Source organism: Nonomuraea sp. NPDC049784 (assembly GCF_040659615.1).
In the GTDB taxonomy this organism is placed as follows: Bacteria; Actinomycetota; Actinomycetes; order Streptosporangiales; family Streptosporangiaceae; genus Nonomuraea.
The window spans coordinates 41,969-62,980 of record NZ_JBFAMX010000014.1; the positions used below are offsets into that span (position 1 = coordinate 41,969).

Here is a 21,012-nt window from a genome sequence, read left to right on the forward strand (position 1 = left end):
CCGATCCCCCGTTGACGTCCTGACGGACTATATACAGATAAAGCGCGACTAAAGCGGAAAGTTCCCGACGAGTCTGGTGATTTGCTCACTTGACCTCAACTTCGGTTGAGGTTGCAGGCTGGCGCCCATGACTGAAGTGATGAGAGCGGCCGCCTTCGCCGAGCCGGGCGGTCCAGAGGTGCTGAAGGTGATGGAGCTGCCCGCGCCGCAGGCGGGTCCTGGAGAGGTACGGGTACGGGTGCGGGCGGCCGGCGTGCAGCCGTTCGACGCGGCCGTACGGGCGGGGTGGCTGCCGCCGTACATGTCCTCGGCCCCCTTCCCGCGCGTTCCCGGCAACGAGTTCGCGGGCGTGGTCGACCAGGTGGGTGAGGGGGTCACCGGGGTGTCGGCAGGGGACGAGGTGCTCGGGTTCTCACTGCTGAACGCGTACGCCGAGTACATCGTGGTCCCGGGGACGAACGTGGCGCCCAAGCCCGCGGGGGTGCCCTGGGAGGTGGCCGGCGGGCTGACCTCGGGTGTGCAGACCGCCGAGCTCGCGATCGACGGGCTCGGCCTCGCGGAGGGTGAGACGCTGCTCGTGCACGGCGCGGCCGGGTCCGTGGGCACGGCGGCGGTGCAGATCGCCCGGCGGCGCGGCGCCACCGTGATCGGCACCGCCCGCGAGGTCAACCACGACTACCTGCGCGACCTCGGTGCCATCCCGGTGGCCTACGGCGAAGGACTGGCGGACCGGGTACGCGCGCTCGCCCCGGGCGGCGTGGACGCGGCGCTGGACGGGGCCGGTGGGCACGCGCTGGAGGTCTCGATCGAGCTGGTCAAGGACCGCGGCCGGATCGTCACGCTGGTCGAGCACGGCAAGGCGGCCGAGCTGGGCGTCCGGGTCGTCCAGGGCGAACGCAGCGCCGAGCGGCTCGGGCGCTACGCCGCTCTGATCGCCGAGGGCGCCTTCACGTTCTCGGTGCGCAGGACGTACCGGCTGGAGGACGCCGCGGAGGCGCACAGGGAGATCGAGGCCGGCCACGGCCAGGGGAAGATCGTCCTTCAGATGCGCTGACGTACGGCCTCGGCGATGGCGAGGTCGATCTCCTTGAGCTCGCTCTCGCCGTCCTCGACGTCCCACAGGGCATTCTGCAGGATCCGGCCGAGCGTCCATCCGGCCGCCCGCTGGGAGTCGAGGCCGAGCCGGTCCACCATGAAGTCGAAGCGGCGCAGCACACCCCGTGTCACGTCGCCGGCCACGTCCTCCCATCGGTTGTGCAGGGCGGGCCACAGGTCGAAGCACGGGTCGCCGGCCAGCGGCTTGGGGTCGATGCTGAGCCACGGCTCCCGGTCGGCGGCCAGCACGTTGTCGTAGTGCAGGTCCCAGTGCAGCAGCCGGTCGCCGGGCTCGGAGACGAGCTCGGCGACCGCCGACGCGCACGACTTCATCCAGTGGCGGTCCCGCTCCCGCGGCAGGCTCTTCAGCGCCTGGTCCACGTCGTCCAGCATGGCCTGCGCGATGTCGCCCAACCGGCGCATGCCCTCCGGCGCCGGATAGGCCACCAGGCGCGCCAGCAGCTCGGTGAGGATGCCCAGCGCCTCCATGTCGTCCGGCACGCTCGACAGCGACCGGTCCGCCTCCAGCCGCTCGAGCAGCAGGGTGCCGGTCTCGGGGTCTGAGTCGAGCAGGAGCACGGAGCCGTCGCCCGCCCAGGTCCGCAGTCCGGGCGCCTCGGTGGCGTTCTCATCGGTGACGGGCTGGAGCTTGAGCGCGGCCTTCGTCCCGTCTTGGCGTACGACGGGCAGCACGAGGGACACCACGCCGTGCCTGGGCTCCCCGTCGAGCCGCAGCCCCCACTCCTCCAGGTATCGCTCGCCCAGCGCGGGCAGCCCGGCCGACCACGCGCGCCCGGCCTCCCCGTCGTACTTCACGTGGGACTCGGTCAACGCCGCCGGCACCTTGATCCTCATGTCCCCAGTCTGCCCGCAAGTGCCGGACGAGGGCCTCTCCTTATTCGCGCCTCGGGATGCCCCGGTCCCCGCATCGCCGCATCACGGCTGAGCCTCGGAACGCGCGCCTGTGAACGGCGACGAGGAAGCGGGGGATCTCGACGTGCGGCACGCGATCGAGCGCTGCCCCCGCCACCACACGGCCGGGGAGCCAGCAGTCAGAAATGCCAGGGGAACGGCGACCAGTCGGGCTCGCGCTTCTCCAGGAACGAGTCGCGCCCCTCGGCCGCCTCCTCCGTCATGTACGCCAGCCGCGTCGCCTCTCCCGCGAACACCTGCTGCCCGACCAGCCCGTCGTCGATCGCGTTGAAGGCGAACTTGAGCATCCGCTGCGCGGTCGGCGACTTGCCGTTGACCTTGCGGGCCCAGTCCAGGGCGGTCCGCTCCAGCTCCTCGTGCGGGACCACGGCGTTGACCATGCCCATGCGGTGCGCGTCGGCCGCCGTGTAGGTCTCGCCGAGGAAGAAGATCTCGCGGGCGAACTTCTGACCGACCTGCCGGGCGAGATAGGCCGAGCCGAAACCGCCGTCGAAGCTGGCCACGTCGGCGTCGGTCTGCTTGAAGCGGGCGTGCTCGGCGCTGGCCAATGTGAGATCCGCCACGACGTGCAGGCTGTGGCCGCCGCCCGCGGCCCAGCCGGGCACCACGCAGATCACGATCTTGGGCATGAACCGGATGAGCCGCTGCACCTCCAGGATGTGCAGGCGACCGGTCGACGGTGTGCCGTCGGCGTACTGGTAGCCGTCCTTGCCCCGGATGCGCTGGTCGCCGCCCGAGCAGAACGCCCAGCCGCCGTCCTTGGGTGAGGGGCCGTTGCCGGTGAGCAGCACGCAGCCCACATCGGTGGTCTGCCGGGCGTGGTCGAGCGCGCGGTAGAGCTCGTCGACGGTCTGCGGGCGGAACGCGTTGCGCACCTCGGGACGGTTGAACGCGATCCGCACCGTGCCCTGGTCGACCGCCCGGTGGTAGGTGATGTCGGTGAAGTCGAATCCCTCGACCGCCTGCCACGCCTTGGGATCGAACAGCTCGGAGACCATGGGCCAGAGCCTAACGGATCTGGCCTTCCGCCCATTCGGCCCACTCCACTTGCGCCTTGCCCAGGCGGAGGCCGTATTCGAGGGTCATCCGCCCGTACACCGAGAGGTTGTCCTCGCGGTTCTCGAGGAACTCGCGGATGCCCTCCAGGTGCTCAAGCTGCTTGCCGACATGCTCGGCCTGGTGGCGGAGGTACGCGCGGGCCTGCTCGGGCGAGACCTGGGCCAGGAAGAACACGCGGAGCAGCATGTCGCTGCGCAGGACTCTGGCCGGCTCGACCTCGGTGATCCAGTGGCGCAGCTCGGCCAGGCCGTCCTCGGTGATCGCGTACTCCTTGCGGCCGCGTGGCCCCTCCGCCGACACGTCCACGAGACCCGCATCGGCTAGTTTGCCCAGCTCTGCGTAGAGCTGGCTCTGCGTGGCGGGCCACACGTTCGACAACGAGATGTCGAACATCTTCATCAGGTCGTATCCGCTCGCGGGCCCCTCGGAGAGCAGTCCCAGCACGGCATGTCGAAGGCTCATATTCCTATGTTGACATATCGACAGAGGAAGTTCTACCTTCGACCTGTCACTAATGGAATGTGGAAGGACACCCCCACCATGCGCGGCCTGCTCGGCTTCCTGCCCTGGATCGTCTACGCGGTCATCGCCACCAGCGACGAGTGGCGCTGGGGCGCCATCACCGGCCTGGTCATCGCTCTCGTCCTCGTCCTCGTCGACCGCCGGGCGGGCAAGGCCTGGGACGAGATGGTGATCGAGACCAGCGCGGCGCTGTTCTTCGCCTGTCTCACGGTGCTGTCGCTGCTGGACCCGCACTCGCCGCTCACGCCGTACGGTCCCGCTCTGGTCAACGTCTGGCTGGCGGGCACGGCGTGGGGCTCGCTCGCCATCCGCAAGCCGTTCACGCTGGGCATCGCGCGCACGATGACGCCGAAGGAGGTCTGGGAGACCCCGCAGTTCTACCGGGTCAACGCGGTCATCACGACGGTCTGGGCGGCGGCCTTCACCGTCGCCGCGGTCTCCCTGACGCTCGTCCTCCACGTCTCACCCCATGCGACGACGCTGGTCATCGCCATCAAGGTGCTCACGTTCGTCCTGCCCGCCGTCTTCACCGCCTGGTATCCCAAGCATGTGCGGCGGGCGCTCGTCAAGTGACCTCGGCTCGCAGCTCCGCCAGCAGTTCGCCCTGGTCGGCGAGCATGTCGGTGAGGATTCGGCGGGCGGCTCCGAGCAGGTCGGCCAGCTCGGGGGTGGCCAGCGTGTAGACAACGGTGCTGCCCTCGCGGATGGCGCTCACGATCCCGGCCCTGCGCAGGACGGCGAGCTGCTGGGAGAGGCTCGAGGGCTCGATGTCGATCTGGGCCAGCAGATCCCTGACGGGGAGTGGCCCTTCCTGGAGTAGCTCCAACACTCGGATGCGAGCGGGGTGGCCGAGCGTTCGGAAGAAGTCGGCCTTGGCCTGGTAGACCTCCACGTGCATATAGCCCAGACTAATCCAGCGCAGTTGCATAATTCTTCAAGTCGTAACGTTGTTGGATAGCATGACAGCGGGGACTAGGGAGTAGCCATGGGCCGAGGAAGAGCCAAGGCGAAGCAGACGAAGGTCGCTCGCCAGCTGAAGTACACCAACCACAATATCGACTACGACAGGCTCCGCGAGGAGCTCGGCGCCGACGCGCGCCACGAGGAGATCTACCCGCCTACCGCGTCCGAGCAGGAGTCCGAGCGCGCGCAATGACGCGGGTCAGCTTCGCGGGTGCGAGGGTGACGTTCTTCAGCCGCCTGGCCTCCGGCGCCTGATCGGGCGCCGTGAGCTCCAGGCGGTGCAGTACTTCGCTGATGATGACGCGCATCTCCAGCAGGGCCGGCTGCGCCCCGACGCAGAAGCGCCGCCCGCCGCCGAACGGCATCCAGGCCCTGTTCTGGGGCCCGTCAAGGAAGCGCTCCGGGCGAAACTCCCCGGGCTCGGGGAAGGCGGCGGGGTCGCGGTGCACGAGCGGGATGTACGGTCCGGCGTACCATCCGGCCGGGATCTCGTACCCAGCCAGTTGTGCTCTCGGTGCTCTTCGCATAGCTCACTCCTCATCGCGTGGCGAACACCTGACCTGGGGAGGAATGTCACCAGCCCCTCTGGGCAGTTCCCGGTTTCGAGGTGATCAAGGCATGCGTGTGGGAATCCTAGGTGCTGGAAGGCTCGGCGTGCCGCTCGGACGCCTGCTCTCGATGGCCGGGCACGACGTGCTGTTCAGCGACGCCGACCCCGCCCGGGTGGAGGCGGCCATGCTGGCCGCGGACGGCCTCGCCCAGGGCGGCACGCCTCTCGAGGCCACGCGGTTCGGCGACGTCGTGATCATGTCTGTGGGCTGGGAGGCGTTCCCGGTCGTGGTGGCGGAGCTCGGGAGCGCGCTCACCGGCAAGATCGTCGTCGATCCCAGCAACCCGATCGCCGAGCGCGACGGCCTGTCCGTGGTGCTGGCGGTCCCCGGCGGGCTGACCAGCCCGCAGTACCAGCAGCACGTGTTGGGCGCCGGAGTGCGCCTGGTGCGCACGTTCAACACCAAGTACCCACGGGAGCTGCTGGAGCTCGGCACGGCGGGGCAGCGCGGCGGCTCGCGGGCCGACATGCCCTACTGGGGCGACGACGACGGGGCCAAGAAGGCGGTGCTGCCGCTGATCGAAGACGCCGGCTTCACCGCCATAGACGGCGGCGGCCTCTCCGACGCCCTGTGACCCGGGGTCAGGCGGCGCAGGTGTCGTGGGTGGCGTCGAAGCCCTTGATGGCCTCCGTGTCGTCGGCGCGCAGGGGCTTCAGGCCCTTCCAGTCGTCGCCGATCACCAGCACCAGCCGGTTGGTACGTGCCGCGGCGACCTTCCGGGTGACGGCGGAGAGCAGGTCGTTGGTGAGCGTGGGCACGCGGGTCTCGCCGTTGGGCGCGTACAGGATGGTGGTCTTGGGCTGCGGCTTGCGGGCCGAGTCGCCGATCTTGGTGATGTGGTAGCCGCGCTGTTCCAGGGCGGCGGCCACCTGGGTGCCGAGGCCGCTGCGCCAGGTGCCGTTGCGCAGCTCGATCTGGATCTTCGTACGGCCCACCTTGGCCTGGCCGCCCTTGACGCCCTGGACGCTCTCGTCCTTGGCCACGATCTGGAACAGCCGCCCGGCCTGCGGCTGCACCCACTCGACCCGGCCCGGCTGGGTGAGCGAGTAGTGCCACGGGGTGGTGATGAAGCGGATGTGCCCGACGTTCAGGCCCTGGAGGCTGGTCGCGAGGTCCTTCATGACGCCGAAGGTCAGGCCGCGGTCGGTGGTCACCGCCTTGGTGCCCGCGTCCAGAATGCCGAGCAGCTTGGCCGGGTCGGTGAGCGTCTCGCCGCTCATCGCCTTCTTGACCATCGACGCGATGAACATCTGCTGCCGCTGGATGCGCCCGATGTCCGAGCCGTCGCCCATGCTGTAGCGGGCGCGGACGTAGCCGAGCGCCTGCTCGCCGTTGAGCGTCTGCCGCCCGGCGGGCAGGCGCAGCAGGGCCTTCTTGTCGTTCACCGGCTCGGGCAGGCAGACCTCGACGCCGCCGACGGCGTTCACCATGCTCTTGAACCCGGTGAAGTCGACCTTCACGAAGTGGTCGATGCGGATGTGGGTGAGTGACTCGATCGTCTTCCAGGTGCAGGCGATGCCGCCGGAGTTGAACGACTCGTTGATCATGCCGAGGTGCGGTCGCTGGCCCGGCAGGGTGCCGGTCGCGCGGCAGGCGGGCAGTTGTACGAGCGAGTCGCGCGGGAAGCTGACGACCATCGCGTTGTCGCGCTTGGACGACACGTGGACCAGCATGATCGTGTCGGTGCGCTCGCCCGCGATGTGGTGGCCGTACTTGGCGTTCTTGCCGTCGCGCTGGTCGGAGCCGACGACCAGGACGTTCATGGCGGTGCCCGCGACCTTGGGCGGGCGGGTGGCGCCGAGGTCGTCCTCGGTGACGTCGATGTGCTTGACGTTGCCGTTCAGCTTCGCCAGCACACCCACGGCGACGCCCGCGACCAGGAGGACGACGGTCACGGTGACCGCGATCACCCAGCGCAGCCAGCGGCGGCGACGCCGTGGTGGCGCGCTCGGCTCGGTAGGCGGCGCGTCGACAAGCCCGCTGCTCACGTGACTCCAGAGGGACGGGGCCGAGGGCCGCCGCCCATGGCCAAGAGCCTCGCCGTACAGATCTCGGCCGGTTGAACGTGCCCGAGTGTACCCATCCGGGCACTCCGGCGCGGAGGGAACCCCGTCAGTCCGGCAGATCCACGCGTAGCGACACGGTGCCGCGCAGGTCCAGCCAGGCCGTGCCGGGGCCGCGTACCAGCCTCAGGATCACCTCGTCACAGCCGGGGCAGCGGGCCACGAGGCCGGGCTCCGGGCCGTACACGCGGAGCGAGGCGACCGGGCCCGTCAGGCCGCAGCCGGCGCAGCGGCCGGTGGCGGCGGTGACGTCCACGGCGAAGATCTCGCCGAGCGGACCGGCCAGTGCGTTGCCGTCGAGATGTTCCGCGGTCATGTCAGCTCCCCCCGGTAGGGCCGAAACGTTCGGTTCGGATGCGCTCGGGGGCGTGCCCCAGCGCGACCAGCAGATCGGCCGCCGCCTCCACGAACCCGGTCGGCCCGCACACGTAGCAGTCGGGCTCGAAGGTCGCGGGCCAGCCGCTCTCGGCCAGGTCGTCCAGCATGATCCGCGCCGCCGGGCGGGATGTCTCGGGCGGGGCGGACCTGGTGTAGAGGTACGTGACATCGAGCCCTGGGTCGGGGCGGCGCAGTTCCTCGGCGTAGTAACGGCGGTCCTGGTCGCGCAGCGAGTAGACCAGGCGGAACGGCACCCGGCTGCCCGCCTGCCTGCGCGCCCTGATCATGGCCATCAGCGGCACGATGCCGGACCCGCCGCCGACCAGCAGCACGGGTGCCTTGCTCTCCGGCCGCCAGACGAACCAGCCGCCCACCGGGCCGCGGACCTCGACCTGGTCGCCGACCTCGATCACCTCGGTCAGGTACGGCGAGACCTCCCCGTCGGGAAAGGCCTCCACGGTCAGCTCGATGAGGTCGCCGTCGGCGGGCGCGGCCAGCGAGTAGCTGCGCTGCGCGGTGTAGCCGTCGTCGGCCGTCAGCCGTACGTCCACGTGCTGCCCCGCCAGGTGCCCCGGCCAGCCCGGCACCCGGAACCGCAGCGTGCGAGCGGTCGCGGTCTCGTTGTCGATCCCGGCGAGCTCGGCGGCCCGCCAGGCCAGGCGCGGCGGCACCTCAGTCGCCCTCGTAGCGCTGTTCGCGCCATGGGTCGCCGTAGTTGTGGTAGCCGGCCGTCTCCCAGAAGCCGGGCCAGTCGTCGTTCAGCAGGCGGATGCCGCGCACCCACTTGGCCGACTTCCAGAAGTACAGGTGCGGCACGATCAGCCGCGCCGGGCCACCGTGCCGGGGCTCCAGGTCCTCGTCGTCGAAGCTGTGCACGATCCACGCCTTGCCGTCGAGCAGGTCCTCCAGCGGCAGGTTGGTGGTGTAGCCGCCGTACGAGTAGACCAGCGCGTATTCAGCGGTCGTCTCGACGTCCTCGAAGAACACGTCCAGCGAGACGCCCTCCCAGGTGGTGTCGAGTTTCGACCACTTGGTCACGCAGTGGATGTCGACCGTGGGCGTCTCCATGGGCAGCGCCAGGAACTCCTCCCACGACCACCGGTGGGTCTGCTCCGCCTCCGTGTCGATGGCGAACTCCCACCGGTCGAGCGGCACTCGCGGTGTCGGCCCGGCGGACAGCACAGGGAAGTCGTCGACCAGGTATTGCCCAGGTGGCAGCCGGTCGCTGTCCGGTCTGCGCCGCCCGTGGAAACCGCGCGAAATGATGCTCACGCCTCATTCCACCACATGCCCTCAGGCCCGACGCGGAGTGACCAGACCCGACTCGTACGCGAAGACCACCAGCTGCGCCCGGTCACGCGCCCCCAACTTGGTCATCGCCCTGCTGACGTGCGTCTTCGCGGTGGTCGGACTGATCACCATGTGCGCGGCGATCTCGTCGTTGGACATGCCGCGGGCGACCAGGGCGGTCACCTCGCGCTCGCGGTTGGTGAGCACGTCGACGCCCTCCGGCTCCGGCGATGGGCGGCGGGCCACGTACTCGCCGATCAGGCGGCGGGTGATGGCGGGCGACAGGAGCGCGTCGCCCCGGGCGGCGACCCTGACGCCCTGCAGGAGGTCGGCGGGCTCGGTGTCCTTGACCAGGAACCCGCCCGCGCCCGCCCTGAGCGCGTTGAAGACGTACTCGTCGAGGCCGTAGTTGGTGAGGATCACCACGTGGACCTCGCTCAGCCGCTCGTCGGCCGCGATGCGCCTGGTCGCCTCGATGCCGTCCATCACCGGCATCTGCACGTCGATGAGGGCCACGTCCGGCAGGTGCTCGAGGGCGAGTGCGATGGCCTGCTCGCCGTTCGCGGCCTCGGCCACGACCTCGAAGTCGTCCTCGGCCTCCAGCAGCGCGCGGAAGCCGCCGCGGATGAGTGCCTGGTCATCCACGAGCAGCACGCGGATCACGTCAATTCCCCCAGTGGAAGCTCTGCGCCGAGCGGAAGCTCCGCGCGTACGGTGAAGCCGCCCTCCGGGCGGGGCTCGGCCCGCAGCCGGCCGCCGAGCGCCGTGACCCGCTCGCGCATGCCGAGCAGGCCCACGCCGGGCACGGGCGGCGCGTCCCTGCTCGCCCGGCCGTCGTCGTCCACCTGCACGACCAGCTCGTCGCCGCCGTAGTCGATGCGCACCGACGCCGCCGCCCCGCCTGCGTGCCTGGAGACGTTGGTGAGGGCCTCCTGCACGATCCGGTACGCGGCCCGGTCCACCTCGGGCGGCAGCTCCCGGCGTACCCCCGAGATAGTCACTGTGGCGGGCAGCCCGGTCGAGCGCGCCCGCTCCACCAGGTCGTCGAGCCGGTCGAGGCCGCTGGCCTGCGGTTCGCCGTCGTCGGAGTCGTCGCGCAGCACCTCCAGCGTGGCGCGCAGTTCGCGCATCGCGTCGCCGCTGGCCTCCTGGATGGCCTGCAGGGCGGCGGGAACCTCCTCGCCGCGCTTGCGGGCCAGGTGGACGGCCACCCCTGCCTGCACCTTGATGATCGAGATGCTGTGGGTGAGCGAGTCGTGGAGCTCTCTGGCGATCCTGAGCCGCTCCTCGCCCGCGCGACGGCGGGCCATCTCCTCGCGGGTGCGCTCGGCCTCGGCGGCCCGCTGCTCGGCCTGCTCCACGTACGCCTGCCGGTGCCTGGCGACCGTCGCCGTCACGCCCGAGGCCAGGAACCAGCCGAGCAGCAACGTCGTTGCCGTAACGATGTCCTGGGGGTTCCGCTCGCCGGCGGTGGCCAGGCTCCCCGCCAGGCTGGTGCCCAGGAACACCGCGCTCGCCAGCGCGGGCAGGAGCCGGTGGCCGGCCCGTACCGACCCGAAGACCGACAGCAGCACGGGGAACGAGGCGGGCGGGCCCGGCTGGGCGTGCACCGAGTAGACGAGCATGCAGGCGGTGCTGAGCAGCAGCGACACCAGGGGCGCCCGCCGCCAGGCGACGAGGGAGAGCGAGCCGATCAGGACGGCGGCGAGGTCGAGGGCGCCCGCCTTCGGGGTGACCAGCACGGTGGCCGCTTCCATGGCGGCCACGACGGCGGCGAGCGCGCCGTCCAGGGCGAGCGGCCGCCAGCCGCGCGGAGAGGTCATCCCTGCACATTAGAGCCTCTGCCTGGACGCGGTCCTCGGCGGCCGGTCGTAATTCGGTACTACTCCCGGCGAAGTACTTCGCACGATCCTGCGCCCAGGGTGGTAGGTGAGGAGTCTCCTCGGGCACGACGACCTGGCGCCGGGAGAAGAGCACGATGTCCGGCTATGGAGATGATCCGAGATGGAGGCCGGTAATGGCCGGCCAGTTCCGTTATGTCACCCCAGTGGAGGAGCAGTCGGCGACCGGACGGGTCGCCGAGGTCTACGCGCAGCTCGCGGAGGACTTCGGCATGGCTCGCATGGCCGTCTTCCTGACCCTGTCGCCTTCCCCGGAGGTGCTCGCCGCGACCTGGGCAATGCTCCGCGAGTCGCTGCTGGCAGGGGATGAGCCCAGAGCCGCCAAGGAGGTCGTGGCGCTGGGCGTGTCGATGGCCAACCGCTGCCCGTTCTGCGTGGCCGCGCACACGACGCTGCTGCACGCGACCGGCGACCACCGGCTGGCGGAGACCATAGCCGCCGGCGGCACGCCCGCCGATCCCCGGCATGCCGAGCTGCTGACCTGGGCCAAGTCACGGCGCGGAACGCCGGAGATCGGGCCCGAGCACATCGGCACGGCACTGACCTTCCACTTCATCAACCGCATGGCCTCGTCGCTGCTCACCGAGAACCTCCTCCCCGCCAACCTCCAGAAGTCGCGCCTGGTCAGGAGCGTGGGCGGCCGGGCGATGGCCCGAGTCGTGCGCAGGCGGCTGTCGTCAGGCGAGAGCCTGCCGCTGGTCGCGGACCTGCCCACGTTGCCGGAGCCCGCCTGGGGCGCGGGCACGGCCGTGGGCACTGCCTACGCCGCGCTTCGGGCCGTGGCAGGGACGGGTGGCGAGCTGCTCGGGGAGTCCGCCCGCGCCGCCGTGACCGACGCGGTCGCGGCCTGGGACGGGGAGCACCCGCCGATCGGCAACGCCTGGCTGGACGGGCCGCTCGCGGACGTGCTCGCCGGTGAGCGGCCCGGGGCCCGGCTGGCCCTGCTCGCCGCGCTCGCGCCGTACCGGGTGACCGACGCGGACGTGGCCGCCTGGCGCGGCTCCAGGACGGACGAAGACCTGGTACGGCTCTGCGCGTTCGGCGCCATCGCGGCCACGGAACGCGCGGAGACCCTCATCACCACCGGACGCGGGGAGGCATTCGCCGCGGGAGCACTCTCGGGAGACAGATCATGACCGCACAGCACACGCTCGCCGCCCGACCGGCGACCTGGCCCATGCAGGCGCTCAGGGCCGTGGTGGTCCTGCACGTCGTCGCGCTGCTGTTCCAGTCGGTGACGGCGGGCCTGCTGCTCTCCTCGCCCGGCGGCCGCGCGCTGCACATGGCCTCGGCGATCGCCCTGCTCGCCCTGGGGGTGGCGCATCTCATCGCCGCGATCCTGGTCCGGTGGCCCGGCGGAGGGAAGGGCCAGTTCATCGCTCCGGCCGCGTTGCTGGTGGCGTTCACGGTGGTGGCGGCGATTCTCGGCGAAGCCGGGGTGAAGGCCGTGCACGTGCCGCTCGGGGTGCTGCTGTTCGGCGGGGGCGTCGCGCAGCTCGGCCGGATCATGTCCCGGCCATGACTCCCACGCGACGCGACATGCTGCGGCTGCTGGGGCTGGGCGCGGTGGTGGCAGCCGGGGCGCCCGGCTGCTCGCTGATCGCCGGCACCCCGCAGCCGCAGCTCCTGGCCAGCAAGGCGCCGCTGCCCAAGCCGTTCGCGGTGCCGCTGCCGGTCCCAGAGGTGGCCAAGCCCGTGCGCAGCGCGGGCGGGGCCGACTTCTACGAGCTGACCGAACGGGCAGCCGAGGTGGAGCTGCTGCCGGGCCTGCGCACCGGCATCTGGGGGTACGGGGGCACGTTCCCCGGCCCGACCATCGAGGCACGCAGCGGGCGGCGAACCGTGGTGAAGCTGGTCAACCAGCTCGGCCAGCCGACCGTCCTGCACCTGCACGGCGGGCACAACCCGCCGGAGTCCGACGGCTTCCCCACCGACCTGGTGGCGCCGGGGGCGTCCCGCGAGTACGCGTTCCCGCTGGATCAACGGGCCGCCACGCTCTGGTACCACGACCATCGCATGGACTACACGGGGCCACAGGTCTGGCGCGGTCTGGCCGGGATGTTCCTGGTGCGGGACGCGGAGGAGGAGGCGTTGCCGCTGCCCGCCGGGGAGCGCGACCTGCCGCTGCTGATCTGCGACCGGTCGTTCGCCGCCGACGGGACGATGCTGTATCCGGGGCTGCAGGGCCGGCCCGGGGTGCTTGAGGCGTACATGGGGGGCGTGCTGGGGGACGTGATCCTGGTCAACGGGGCGCCGTGGCCGGAGCTGCGGGTCTCCAGAGCGCGGTACCGGCTGCGGCTGTGCAACGCCTCCAACGCCCGGACGTACGAGCTGGCGACCGGTGGGCCGATGATCCAGATCGGCACCGATGGCGGGCTGCTGGCTCAGCCTCGCACGGTGCGGCAGCTCCGGCTGGCCCCCGGTGAGCGGGCCGACGTGGTGATCGACTTTGCCGCGTACAAACTGGGGCAGTACGTCGAACTGCGGAACCTGGCGGGGGAGGGCGCGCAGGGCAAGGTCCTGCGGTTCGCCGTGGACCGGGACGAGACCGACGAATCATCCGTGCCCTCGCGGCTGTCCACGGTCGAGGCGCTCGACCCCGGCAGGGCGAGGGTGACGCGGGACTTCGAGTTCAGCAACGGGGGCATGGGCTGGCTGATCAACGGCAAGCCGTTCGACCCGAAGCGGATGGAGGCCAGGCCCAGGCTCGGTGACGTCGAGGTCTGGCGGCTGAGCAGCGACGTCGCCCACCCGGTCCATCTGCACCTCGACCACTTCCAGGTGCTGACGGTCAACGGCGAGCGCCCGAAGGGGCCGCCCGAGTGGAAGGACACCGTCGAACTGCGGGACGCGCAGACAGTCGAGATCGTCACCCGCTTCACCGACTACCGCGGCCGGTACGTCCTGCACTGCCACAACCTCGAACACGAGGACATGGCCATGATGGCGGCCTTCGAAGTCGTGTGAGCCCCACCGTCGGTCCCTTCCCGCCACCTTCTATGTGACCGCAGTCCGTGGTTGCGGTCCTTTGGCGGGGAGGGGGACGGGTTAGGGGGAGAGGTGCGATCTTCCGGCGGGGAGGCGGTGCCGTGGTGGTCGTCGACAGGTCGGCGAGGGGCGCTCAGAATCGTGACCATGGGTGAGCCTTATGTCGGCGCCAGGACGCCGCGACGGGAAGACGCCAGGCTGTTGACCGGAAAAGGCAGGTACGTCGGTGCGGTGCGGCTGCCCGGCACGGTCCACGCGTACGTGGTGCGCAGCCCCATCGCCCACGGACGGCTGGCCGGCTGCGACGCCAAGGCGGCCTGGGCGGTCGAGGGCGTGCTCGACATCATCACCCCTTCCGACGCCGCCGACCTGCGCCTGCCCTGCGTGAGCCTGGCTCCTGGGCAGCGCATGACGTCGTACCGGGTTCTGGACGACGCCATCAGGTACGCCGGTCAGCCCCTCGCGGTCGTCGTCGCCCGCACCCCCGAGGCCGCCAGGGACGCCGCCGAGGTCGTCGATCTCTCGCTGGACGAGCTGCCCGCGGCGGTAGGGGCGGAGCGGGCGATGGAGGACGGGGCGCCGCTGCTGTACCCGGAGTGGGGCACGAACGTGGTAACCGACTTCACGCTGGGCGACGCGGACTGCGCCTCCTTCGTCGAGCAGGCCGCGCACGTCGTCGAGATGACGTTCACGATGGGGCGGGTCTCCCCGTACCCCATGGAGCCGCGCGGCGTGGTGGCCTCGTACGCCGGCGACGAGCTGACCGTGCACGTCTCCTCGCAGGCGCCCCACCACGTGCGCGAGCACCTGGCGGACGCGTTGGGGCTCTCCCATGGCCGGGTACGCGTCATCAGCGGAGACACGGGCGGCGGGTTCGGCGGCAAGGAGCACGTCTATCCCGACGAGGCCCTCATCTGCCTGGCCGCGATGCGCCTGGGCCGGCCGGTGAGCTGGTCGGAGTCGCCGGGCGACCGGCTGTTCGCCACGCTGCCGGCGCGGGCGGCCGTGCACCGGGCGCGGCTTGCGCTCGACGACGACGGGCGCTTCCTGGCGCTGCACGCCGACGTGATCGGTGACATGGGGGCCCATCCCTCCAACGTAGGCGCGGCGACCTTCGCGGTGACGGCCACGCTGCTGCCCGGGCCGTACCGGTTCGACCGGGTGGCGGTACGCGTGCGCGGCGTCGTCACGAACACCACGCCGACCGGCTCCTACCGCGGCTTCGGCCAGCCGGAGGGCAGCCTGACCAGGGAGCGGCTGATCGACGAGGCGGCACGCAGGCTGGGGATCGACCGGGTCGAGCTGCGGCTGCGGAACATGCTGGGGCCTGGCGAGCTGCCGTACACGACGCGCGTCTACCAGCGGTACGACTCCGGCGACTACCCGCTCGCCCTGCGTACCCTCCGTGACCTGGTCACGCCCGTCGAGAAGTCCGACGGGCGCAGGCGCGGCATCGGGTACTCCTGCCACGTGGAGACCACCGGCATGGGGCCCTCGATGGACCTCAAGGCCACCGACATCCAGGCGGCCGGCTACGAGACGGCGGTCCTGCGGATGGAGCAGGACGCCTCCGTGGTCGTGTCGTCCGGGGTGGTGTCGATCGGGCAGGGCATCGAGACGGCGCTGGCCCAGCTGGCGGCCGACCGGGTGGGGGTGCCGATCGAGCGGGTCCGGGTGGTGCTGGGGGACACGGCGGCCACGCCGTACTCGTCGATCGGGTCGATCGCGAGCCGCTCGCTGGCGGTCGGGGGCGGGGCGCTCATCCGGGCCGCCGACCAGCTCCGCGGCAAGCTCGTGGCGCTCGCCGCGCACCGGCTGGAGGCATCCCCCGACGACCTGGAGATCGCCGAGGGCGTGGTACGGGTGAAGGGCGACCCGGCCGCGTCGATCACCCTGCGCGAGCTGGCCACGTCGGCGTGGCGCGGCTGGGACCTTCCGGACGGTGTCTCACCCGGTCTGGAGGAACGGGTCAGCCACGACCCGGCCGGCTACACGTTCGCCTATGGAGCGCACGCGGCCGCCGTGGCCGTGGACCCGGAGACAGGGGCCGTCGAGGTGGAGCGCTACTGGGTGGTCAACGACGCGGGCGTGCTGGTCAACCCTGCCGTGGTGGAGGGCCAGATCTGCGGCGGCGTGGCCCAGAGCATCGGCATGGCGCTGACCGAGGAGATCGTCTACACCCCTGAAGGCCAGCCCATCACCGACTACCTGCTGCCGACGACGCGCGAGGTGCCGGACATCGAGGTCGTGATGCTGCAGACGCCCTCGCCGGTGACGCCGGGCGGCATGAAGGGCGTCGGGGAGGCGGGCACGATCGGCCCACCGGCGGCCATCGCCAACGCGGTCGCCGCCGCCCTCCCGGAGATCGCGGACCAGATCACCGACGTCCCCCTTACCCCGGCCCGCCTCTGGTCCCTGCTCGCCGCCCGCACCGCTGACCCGGCGTCCGGGCTCAGGTGAGGTCCTTCAACTCCTTGCCCGCCTTCGACAGCGCCTGCTCCAGCGCCTTCATCCCGGCGGGCTTGGGCTTCGGCGGCGGCTCCCCGCGCTTGCCCGGCCGGCGGGCGGCGCCGGGGCGGGGCTGGGGGTCATTCTTGGACGTGTTCTCGTCAGCACTGCTCATGGCACTGCCCATACCCGTCGTTTCGGGCGCCTGTTAAAAAGAATTGCGATTTCTCGCCGAAGATTCGACCCAAAAGCCTTCTTCGTGCGTACACGTTTCGACAGCCGTGTACGTCAACCCATAGGCAGGTCCTCTTGTTGAGCGAAACGCGTATTCGCTGCCCTTCGGTCCGGGAAGCCCGGGAAGCACAGGAAAGAGATGCCATGACCACGCTGCGATCAGCTCGCCGGAGCCGGATGCAGTACGTGTGGCCGCTGCGCGATGACGCCCAGACTGTCGGCCACGCGAGAGTGATCATCCGCGATGAATTGTCGGCACTCTCCCTTTGTTCGGATCTCGTTGACGACGCCGTCCTCATGGTGAGCGAACTGATCACCAATGCCCTCATGTACGGCGACGGCCCGTACGAACTGGCCCTGCACATCGACGCCAAGGAGATCATGTGCGTGGTCGTGGACAGCAGTCCGCTGTTGCCGCAGCCGTCGCCGCCGGACGTGCAGGCCGAGCACGGGCGCGGACTGCGGATCATCGCCAGGCTCTCCGACGGCTTCTACGGCTGCCATCCGCAGCGTTACGTCACACATCCTGACCTGGTCGGTAAGGCGACCTGGTTCGCGTTGCCGCGGAGCGGGGCGACGGGGAACGTGGTGCCGCTGCGGGCAGGAACTTAAAGGTCGGGAAATAGGTCAGGAAAAATAGGGATTTTTCGACAGGAGCCGGTTAAGGTGGCAGCCGCAAGCTGGGGATGATCTTCGTTGCGTGACGGAGCCCCGGCCAGTTCTGGAGGCTGAATGTCAGGCTGGAACCTGCGGACCGGCGCCACGGCAGCGGCGCTCTCGCTCGCCGCCACCACCCTCGCCACGACCGTGGCCACGGGCAGCGCATCGGCGGCCACCGCGGTTTACTACGTGGACTCCGTCAACGGCAACGACTCCGCCGCGGGCACTTCGGAGGCCACCGCTTGGAAGACCCTCAGCAAGGCCACGGCGGCGGCTCTGGTCCCCGGCTCCAAGCTGCTGCTGAAGCGCGGCAGCACGTGGAAGGGGCAGCAGCTCGCCATCACCGAGTCGGGCACCCCGGAGGCCCCGATCGTCGTGGACACGTACGGCACGAGCACCGCAAAGCCGATCGTCTCCGGGCACACCGAGGCGTGCGTGAGCCTGGAGGGCTCCCACATCGAGGTCTACAACCTGCAGGTGGGAGTGCCCCGGGACGACGGCCGCTGCGAATGGGCCGGGGTCAAGGTGACGGGCAACGACAACGTCGTCGAACGCAACTACATCACGGGTGCCGCGGCCGGCGTCTACATCGCGCCGAAGGCGCTCTACACCGCGGTGACGGCCAACGAGTTCGTGGACAACAACTTCATGAGCAAGCTCACCGAGGAGCCGGGCAACGACGACTCGGGCGCGTTCGCGATCCTCGTCCAGGGCGACAGCTCCGACATCGGCTGGAACGAGATGCGCGGCTCGATCGCGTTCAGCTACGACTACGGGATGGACGGCGCGGCCGTGGAGATCTTCCTCGGCTCCGACAACCGCGTGCACCACAACATCGCGGTGGACAACGAGACCTTCACCGAGCTGGGGACGAGCAGGGACGTCAACGAGGACGGCAGCCCCGCCGACCCCGACGGCACCTCGGGCAACGTCTTCGAGTACAACGTGATCACCGGCCCCCAGACCGGCGCGGCCCTGGTGACCCGCGGCCCGCAGGAGCCGGGAGAGGAGCCCGAGCCGAACGGACCTGTGCTGGGCACCGTGTTCCGCAACAACAGCGTGTACCTGACCCAGGCCGACTCCCAGGGTGTGGTCTGCGACGCCGGCTGCACCAACGCCCACCTGTCGATGTCGCAGAACATCATCCAGGCCGTGAAGAAGACCGCCTACGGCCCGAACGTCACCGACAGCCACCACAACGTGTTCTTCGGCGCCCGGCAGCACCAGATGGGCGGCACGAACAACGTCACGGCCGACCCGCTGTTCGACCTCACGAACACGGAGCAACCGCTGAGCCTGCGTGCCGGCAGCCCCGCCATCGATCTCGGCGTCACGAAGTTCAGTGACATGGACGTGACCGGCCGGGCGATCGACGGCAGCGACGGCGCAGTCGACGCGGGAGCCTACGAGTACGACAAGTAAGGTCCGCGATTTGTCGCCGCCGTCCTTTACTCTCCCGAACAGTTGATCAAGACGGGAGAAGTGTGGACATGGCCTACCTGGAGCTGTCAGAGGACGGCGGCGGATCGCACAAGTTCTACGAGGTGACCGTGGCGGGCACCCGCGTCACCACCACCTACGGGCGCATCGGCGAGGCCGGCCAGACCAAGGTCACCGACTTTCCCACCGAGGCCAAGGCCCACGCCGCGGCAGCCAAGAAGATCGGCGAGAAGACCCGCAAGGGGTACGCCCCGGCGGTACGCGGGGTGCGCCAGCGCCGGGCCATCACCCACAGGGCCATCGCCAGCACCCGCTCGACCGCCCAGCAGGCCCCTGTCCTGTGGCGCTTCGACAGCGGGGCGGCGGCGTTCGGCATCTTCGTGGACGGCGAGCGCTGCTGGGTCGGCAACCAGCGTGGTGACGTCTACACCGTCACCCACTCCGGCACCGTGACCGGCCGCTTCAGGCTGCCGGAAGGTGTCAAGTGCATCGTGGCCGACGACTTCTGGATCTACGCGGGTTGTGACGACGGCCGCGTGTACGACCTCAGCGGCAAGGTCCCGAGGGCCGCGTACGAGATCGCCGCGGACGTGGACATCTACTGGCTCGACATCCACGACGGCGTGCTCGGCGTCTCCGACCGGGCCGGCGGGGTCACCGCGATCGACTACGAGGACGAGTTCCAGTGGTCGCGCAACGGCGTCGGCGACTCGGCGTGGATGGTCAGGTGCGACGAGAACTCCGTCTACCACGGACACTCGAAGGGCGTCGACCGCTACGACGCGCAGGACGGCACGCCCGTCTGGCGGAGCTCCCTCGGCGAGCAGGTGCTGTTCGGCTGGCAGGAGGCGCACTCCGTCTACGCGGGCACCGCCCGCGGCTCCCGGGGCAGCGTGATCCGCCTGGCCAAGGGCGACGGCCGGACCGAGGCGGTCTACCAGTGCGACGGCGCCGTCTACTCCTGCGCCACCTCGCCGGGCGGCCGCCACGTCTTCGCCGGCGACAACCACTCGTCGGTCTACTGCTTCGACGCCTCGGGCGAGCGGCTGTGGAAGCTCGGCACCGGCTGCGGCTCCGCGTTCTCCATGCAGTTTCTCGACGACCGGCTCTACATCGTCACCACCGACGGCTCGCTGGCCTGCATCGACGCCAGCGAGGCGGCCATCGCCGCGGCCCGCGCGGGCAGTGTGCCGCAGCCACTCGACGTCAAGGCGGCGGCGTCGCTGGAGGTCGTCGAGCCGTCGGTCACGCTGGAGACCACCACCGACGTGGGCGACGGCGTGGTGGTGGAGTGTGTCAAGGACGGCGAGCGGTTGCGGATCCGCGTGGTCAGCTCCGGCTACGAGTCCTGGAACGTGCAGTTCCCCAAGGACATCCGAGAGCCGGGGGCGCGCTACCTGGTGGAAGGCTTGCGCTCGGCCGGACGCGGCGGCTTCTATCGCGCGTACGGGGAGATCCGGCGGCTGCTCTGAGACTTCACTCGCGCCTGCTCGAACGGACCACGGCCAGCACCAGCAGGCCCGCGACCAGGCCCGTGACGGCGCTCGCCCGGTAGACGTCGTTCAGCGCCGCGTACGGGGCCAGGTCGCCCTGGTACAGGATGCCGAGCACGGCGATGCCGAGCGCGTAACCGAGTTGCCTGACCGTGTTGACCGCGCCCGCGGCCATGCCCGCGCGCTGCGGCGGCACGTACATCATGGCGGCGGAGTTGAGCGACGGGATGGCCAGCCCCACGCCGAGGCCCGTCACGGCCAGACCGGGCGCCAGCGCGGTCCAGGTCGAGTGCTGGTCGAGAGTGCCCTGGAGGTACGCGCCCGCGCCGATCAGCAGCAGTCCGCAGCCGATCGCGGCGCGGGCAGGCAGCCGGGGGAACAGGCGGGAGACGGCCACCGAGACCACGAGGGAGGTGGCGGCCATCGGCGTCAGCGCCAGCCCCGCGTCCACCGGGCCGAGCCGGAGAACCCCCTGCAGCCAGATCGAGGTGAAGGCCATGCACGCGAAAGCGGCCGGCATCAGCAGCGTGGCTCCCGTCATGATCCCGCTGAACGACTGATTGGCGAACAACCGCAGGTCAAGCATGGGATGGTCGCTACGGGTCTCGATGACGACGAAGGCCGCGAGGGCCACCGCCGCCCCGGCCAGCGGCACGAGCGCCTGCGCCGTCGTCCAGCCGTGCTGCCCCGCCTCGATGAGCCCGTACGTGAGCGCGCCCGCGGCAACCGTGAACGTGACCATGCCCGGCCAGTCGAGCCGGCCCTTGCCGGGCAGGCGCGACTCCTCGACCGTGCGGAGGGTGAGCCAGATGGCGGCCAGACTGATGGGCAGGTTGACCAGGAAGATGGCCCGCCAGTGCAGGTGCTCGGTGAGCAGGCCGCCGAGCACGGGAGCGACGGCCGCGGCGGCGCCGTTGACGCCGCAGATCGGAAT

24 protein-coding genes are annotated in these 21,012 nt (G+C 70.6%); 11 read left to right on the forward strand and 13 right to left on the reverse strand.

Annotated elements, in window-relative coordinates:
- The first annotated feature begins 127 nt into the window (after window positions 1-127).
- On the forward strand, window positions 128-1,054 hold the full coding sequence (locus AB0J09_RS06270) for an NADP-dependent oxidoreductase (RefSeq protein WP_360686004.1): 927 nt from the start codon (window positions 128-130) through the stop codon (window positions 1,052-1,054).
- Here AB0J09_RS06270 and AB0J09_RS06275 read toward each other — a convergent pair.
- From AB0J09_RS06275 to AB0J09_RS06285, 3 genes are all read right to left on the reverse strand, one after another.
- On the reverse strand, window positions 1,042-1,950 hold the full coding sequence (locus AB0J09_RS06275) for an aminoglycoside phosphotransferase family protein (protein WP_360686007.1): 909 nt from the start codon (window positions 1,948-1,950) through the stop codon (window positions 1,042-1,044). The two genes, AB0J09_RS06270 and AB0J09_RS06275, sit on opposite strands and share 13 nt — an antisense overlap.
- A gap of 197 nt (window positions 1,951-2,147) precedes the next feature.
- On the reverse strand, window positions 2,148-3,026 hold the full coding sequence (locus AB0J09_RS06280; protein WP_360686010.1) for a 1,4-dihydroxy-2-naphthoyl-CoA synthase: 879 nt from the start codon (window positions 3,024-3,026) through the stop codon (window positions 2,148-2,150).
- Window positions 3,027-3,036: 10 nt separating this feature from the next.
- A complete protein-coding gene (locus AB0J09_RS06285; RefSeq protein ID WP_360686013.1) occupies window positions 3,037-3,549 on the reverse strand; it encodes a PadR family transcriptional regulator in 513 nt (170 codons plus the stop codon).
- 57 nt (window positions 3,550-3,606) lie between these two features.
- Between AB0J09_RS06285 and AB0J09_RS06290 the strand changes: the two genes are divergently transcribed.
- Window positions 3,607-4,182 carry a hypothetical protein gene (locus AB0J09_RS06290; RefSeq protein ID WP_360686016.1) on the forward strand — a complete coding sequence of 192 codons (576 nt, stop codon included), beginning with the start codon at window positions 3,607-3,609 and terminating at the stop codon, window positions 4,180-4,182.
- Here AB0J09_RS06290 and AB0J09_RS06295 read toward each other — a convergent pair.
- On the reverse strand, window positions 4,175-4,507 hold the full coding sequence (locus AB0J09_RS06295; protein ID WP_020542962.1) for a metalloregulator ArsR/SmtB family transcription factor: 333 nt from the start codon (window positions 4,505-4,507) through the stop codon (window positions 4,175-4,177). The genes AB0J09_RS06290 and AB0J09_RS06295 overlap by 8 nt on opposite strands.
- Window positions 4,508-4,594: 87 nt before the next feature.
- Here AB0J09_RS06295 and AB0J09_RS06300 point away from each other — a divergent pair, with 87 nt between their 5' ends.
- Window positions 4,595-4,765, forward strand: a complete 171-nt coding sequence (locus AB0J09_RS06300) for a DUF3073 domain-containing protein (protein WP_360686020.1) — start codon at window positions 4,595-4,597, stop codon at window positions 4,763-4,765.
- On the opposite strand, the gene AB0J09_RS06305 is transcribed toward AB0J09_RS06300, so the two are convergent.
- The gene (locus tag AB0J09_RS06305; protein ID WP_360686023.1) at window positions 4,728-5,099 is read right to left on the reverse strand and encodes a cytochrome P450; all 372 of its coding nucleotides are present in this window, start codon (window positions 5,097-5,099) and stop codon (window positions 4,728-4,730) included. The two genes, AB0J09_RS06300 and AB0J09_RS06305, sit on opposite strands and share 38 nt — an antisense overlap.
- A gap of 91 nt (window positions 5,100-5,190) precedes the next feature.
- Between AB0J09_RS06305 and AB0J09_RS06310 the strand changes: the two genes are divergently transcribed.
- Window positions 5,191-5,757: an NAD(P)-binding domain-containing protein gene (locus AB0J09_RS06310; protein ID WP_360686026.1), complete on the forward strand. Its 567-nt coding sequence runs from the start codon at window positions 5,191-5,193 to the stop codon at window positions 5,755-5,757.
- 7 nt (window positions 5,758-5,764) lie between these two features.
- On the opposite strand, the gene AB0J09_RS06315 is transcribed toward AB0J09_RS06310, so the two are convergent.
- The 6 genes from AB0J09_RS06315 to AB0J09_RS06340 form a co-directional block, all read right to left on the reverse strand.
- On the reverse strand, window positions 5,765-7,171 hold the full coding sequence (locus AB0J09_RS06315; protein ID WP_360686029.1) for an LCP family protein: 1,407 nt from the start codon (window positions 7,169-7,171) through the stop codon (window positions 5,765-5,767).
- Window positions 7,172-7,295: 124 nt separating this feature from the next.
- The gene (locus AB0J09_RS06320) at window positions 7,296-7,562 is read right to left on the reverse strand and encodes a DUF6510 family protein (protein WP_360686032.1); all 267 of its coding nucleotides are present in this window, start codon (window positions 7,560-7,562) and stop codon (window positions 7,296-7,298) included.
- Between the two features lies 1 nt (window position 7,563).
- On the reverse strand, window positions 7,564-8,295 hold the full coding sequence (locus tag AB0J09_RS06325) for a ferredoxin reductase (protein WP_360686035.1): 732 nt from the start codon (window positions 8,293-8,295) through the stop codon (window positions 7,564-7,566).
- Window position 8,296: 1 nt separating this feature from the next.
- Window positions 8,297-8,896: a sulfite oxidase-like oxidoreductase gene (locus AB0J09_RS06330; RefSeq protein ID WP_360686038.1), complete on the reverse strand. Its 600-nt coding sequence runs from the start codon at window positions 8,894-8,896 to the stop codon at window positions 8,297-8,299.
- Between the two features lie 21 nt (window positions 8,897-8,917).
- Window positions 8,918-9,577 (reverse strand): response regulator transcription factor, encoded by a 660-nt coding sequence (locus AB0J09_RS06335; protein ID WP_360686041.1) that lies wholly within the window; start codon window positions 9,575-9,577, stop codon window positions 8,918-8,920.
- Window positions 9,574-10,737 carry a sensor histidine kinase gene (locus AB0J09_RS06340; RefSeq protein WP_360686043.1) on the reverse strand — a complete coding sequence of 388 codons (1,164 nt, stop codon included), beginning with the start codon at window positions 10,735-10,737 and terminating at the stop codon, window positions 9,574-9,576. Before AB0J09_RS06340 ends, AB0J09_RS06335 begins: the two co-directional genes overlap by 4 nt.
- Before the next feature lie 194 nt (window positions 10,738-10,931).
- Here AB0J09_RS06340 and AB0J09_RS06345 point away from each other — a divergent pair, with 194 nt between their 5' ends.
- The 4 genes from AB0J09_RS06345 to AB0J09_RS06360 all read left to right on the forward strand — a co-directional run bounded on the left by AB0J09_RS06345 (window position 10,932) and on the right by AB0J09_RS06360 (window position 16,263).
- A complete protein-coding gene (locus AB0J09_RS06345; protein WP_360686046.1) occupies window positions 10,932-11,951 on the forward strand; it encodes a carboxymuconolactone decarboxylase family protein in 1,020 nt (339 codons plus the stop codon).
- Window positions 11,948-12,337 carry a hypothetical protein gene (locus AB0J09_RS06350; protein ID WP_360686049.1) on the forward strand — a complete coding sequence of 130 codons (390 nt, stop codon included), beginning with the start codon at window positions 11,948-11,950 and terminating at the stop codon, window positions 12,335-12,337. Before AB0J09_RS06345 ends, AB0J09_RS06350 begins: the two co-directional genes overlap by 4 nt.
- Window positions 12,334-13,782: a multicopper oxidase family protein gene (locus AB0J09_RS06355; RefSeq protein WP_360686052.1), complete on the forward strand. Its 1,449-nt coding sequence runs from the start codon at window positions 12,334-12,336 to the stop codon at window positions 13,780-13,782. Before AB0J09_RS06350 ends, AB0J09_RS06355 begins: the two co-directional genes overlap by 4 nt.
- Before the next feature lie 168 nt (window positions 13,783-13,950).
- A complete protein-coding gene (locus tag AB0J09_RS06360; RefSeq protein WP_360686055.1) occupies window positions 13,951-16,263 on the forward strand; it encodes a xanthine dehydrogenase family protein molybdopterin-binding subunit in 2,313 nt (770 codons plus the stop codon).
- On the opposite strand, the gene AB0J09_RS06365 is transcribed toward AB0J09_RS06360, so the two are convergent.
- Window positions 16,256-16,426, reverse strand: coding sequence for a hypothetical protein (locus AB0J09_RS06365; protein WP_360686057.1), 171 nt, complete (start codon window positions 16,424-16,426; stop codon window positions 16,256-16,258). The genes AB0J09_RS06360 and AB0J09_RS06365 overlap by 8 nt on opposite strands.
- A gap of 203 nt (window positions 16,427-16,629) precedes the next feature.
- Between AB0J09_RS06365 and AB0J09_RS06370 the strand changes: the two genes are divergently transcribed.
- The 3 genes from AB0J09_RS06370 (at window position 16,630) to AB0J09_RS06380 (ending at window position 20,057) form a co-directional block, all read left to right on the forward strand.
- Entirely contained in the window at window positions 16,630-17,097 is a 468-nt protein-coding gene (locus tag AB0J09_RS06370) for an ATP-binding protein (RefSeq protein ID WP_360686060.1), read from the forward strand.
- A gap of 120 nt (window positions 17,098-17,217) precedes the next feature.
- Window positions 17,218-18,567 (forward strand): choice-of-anchor Q domain-containing protein, encoded by a 1,350-nt coding sequence (locus AB0J09_RS06375; protein ID WP_360686062.1) that lies wholly within the window; start codon window positions 17,218-17,220, stop codon window positions 18,565-18,567.
- A 68-nt stretch (window positions 18,568-18,635) separates the two neighbouring features.
- On the forward strand, window positions 18,636-20,057 hold the full coding sequence (locus AB0J09_RS06380; protein WP_360686065.1) for a WGR domain-containing protein: 1,422 nt from the start codon (window positions 18,636-18,638) through the stop codon (window positions 20,055-20,057).
- A gap of 4 nt (window positions 20,058-20,061) precedes the next feature.
- Here AB0J09_RS06380 and AB0J09_RS06385 read toward each other — a convergent pair.
- Window positions 20,062-21,012, reverse strand: a 951-nt coding sequence (locus tag AB0J09_RS06385; RefSeq protein WP_360686068.1) for an MFS transporter, incomplete at its 5' end; no start/stop codon positions are given.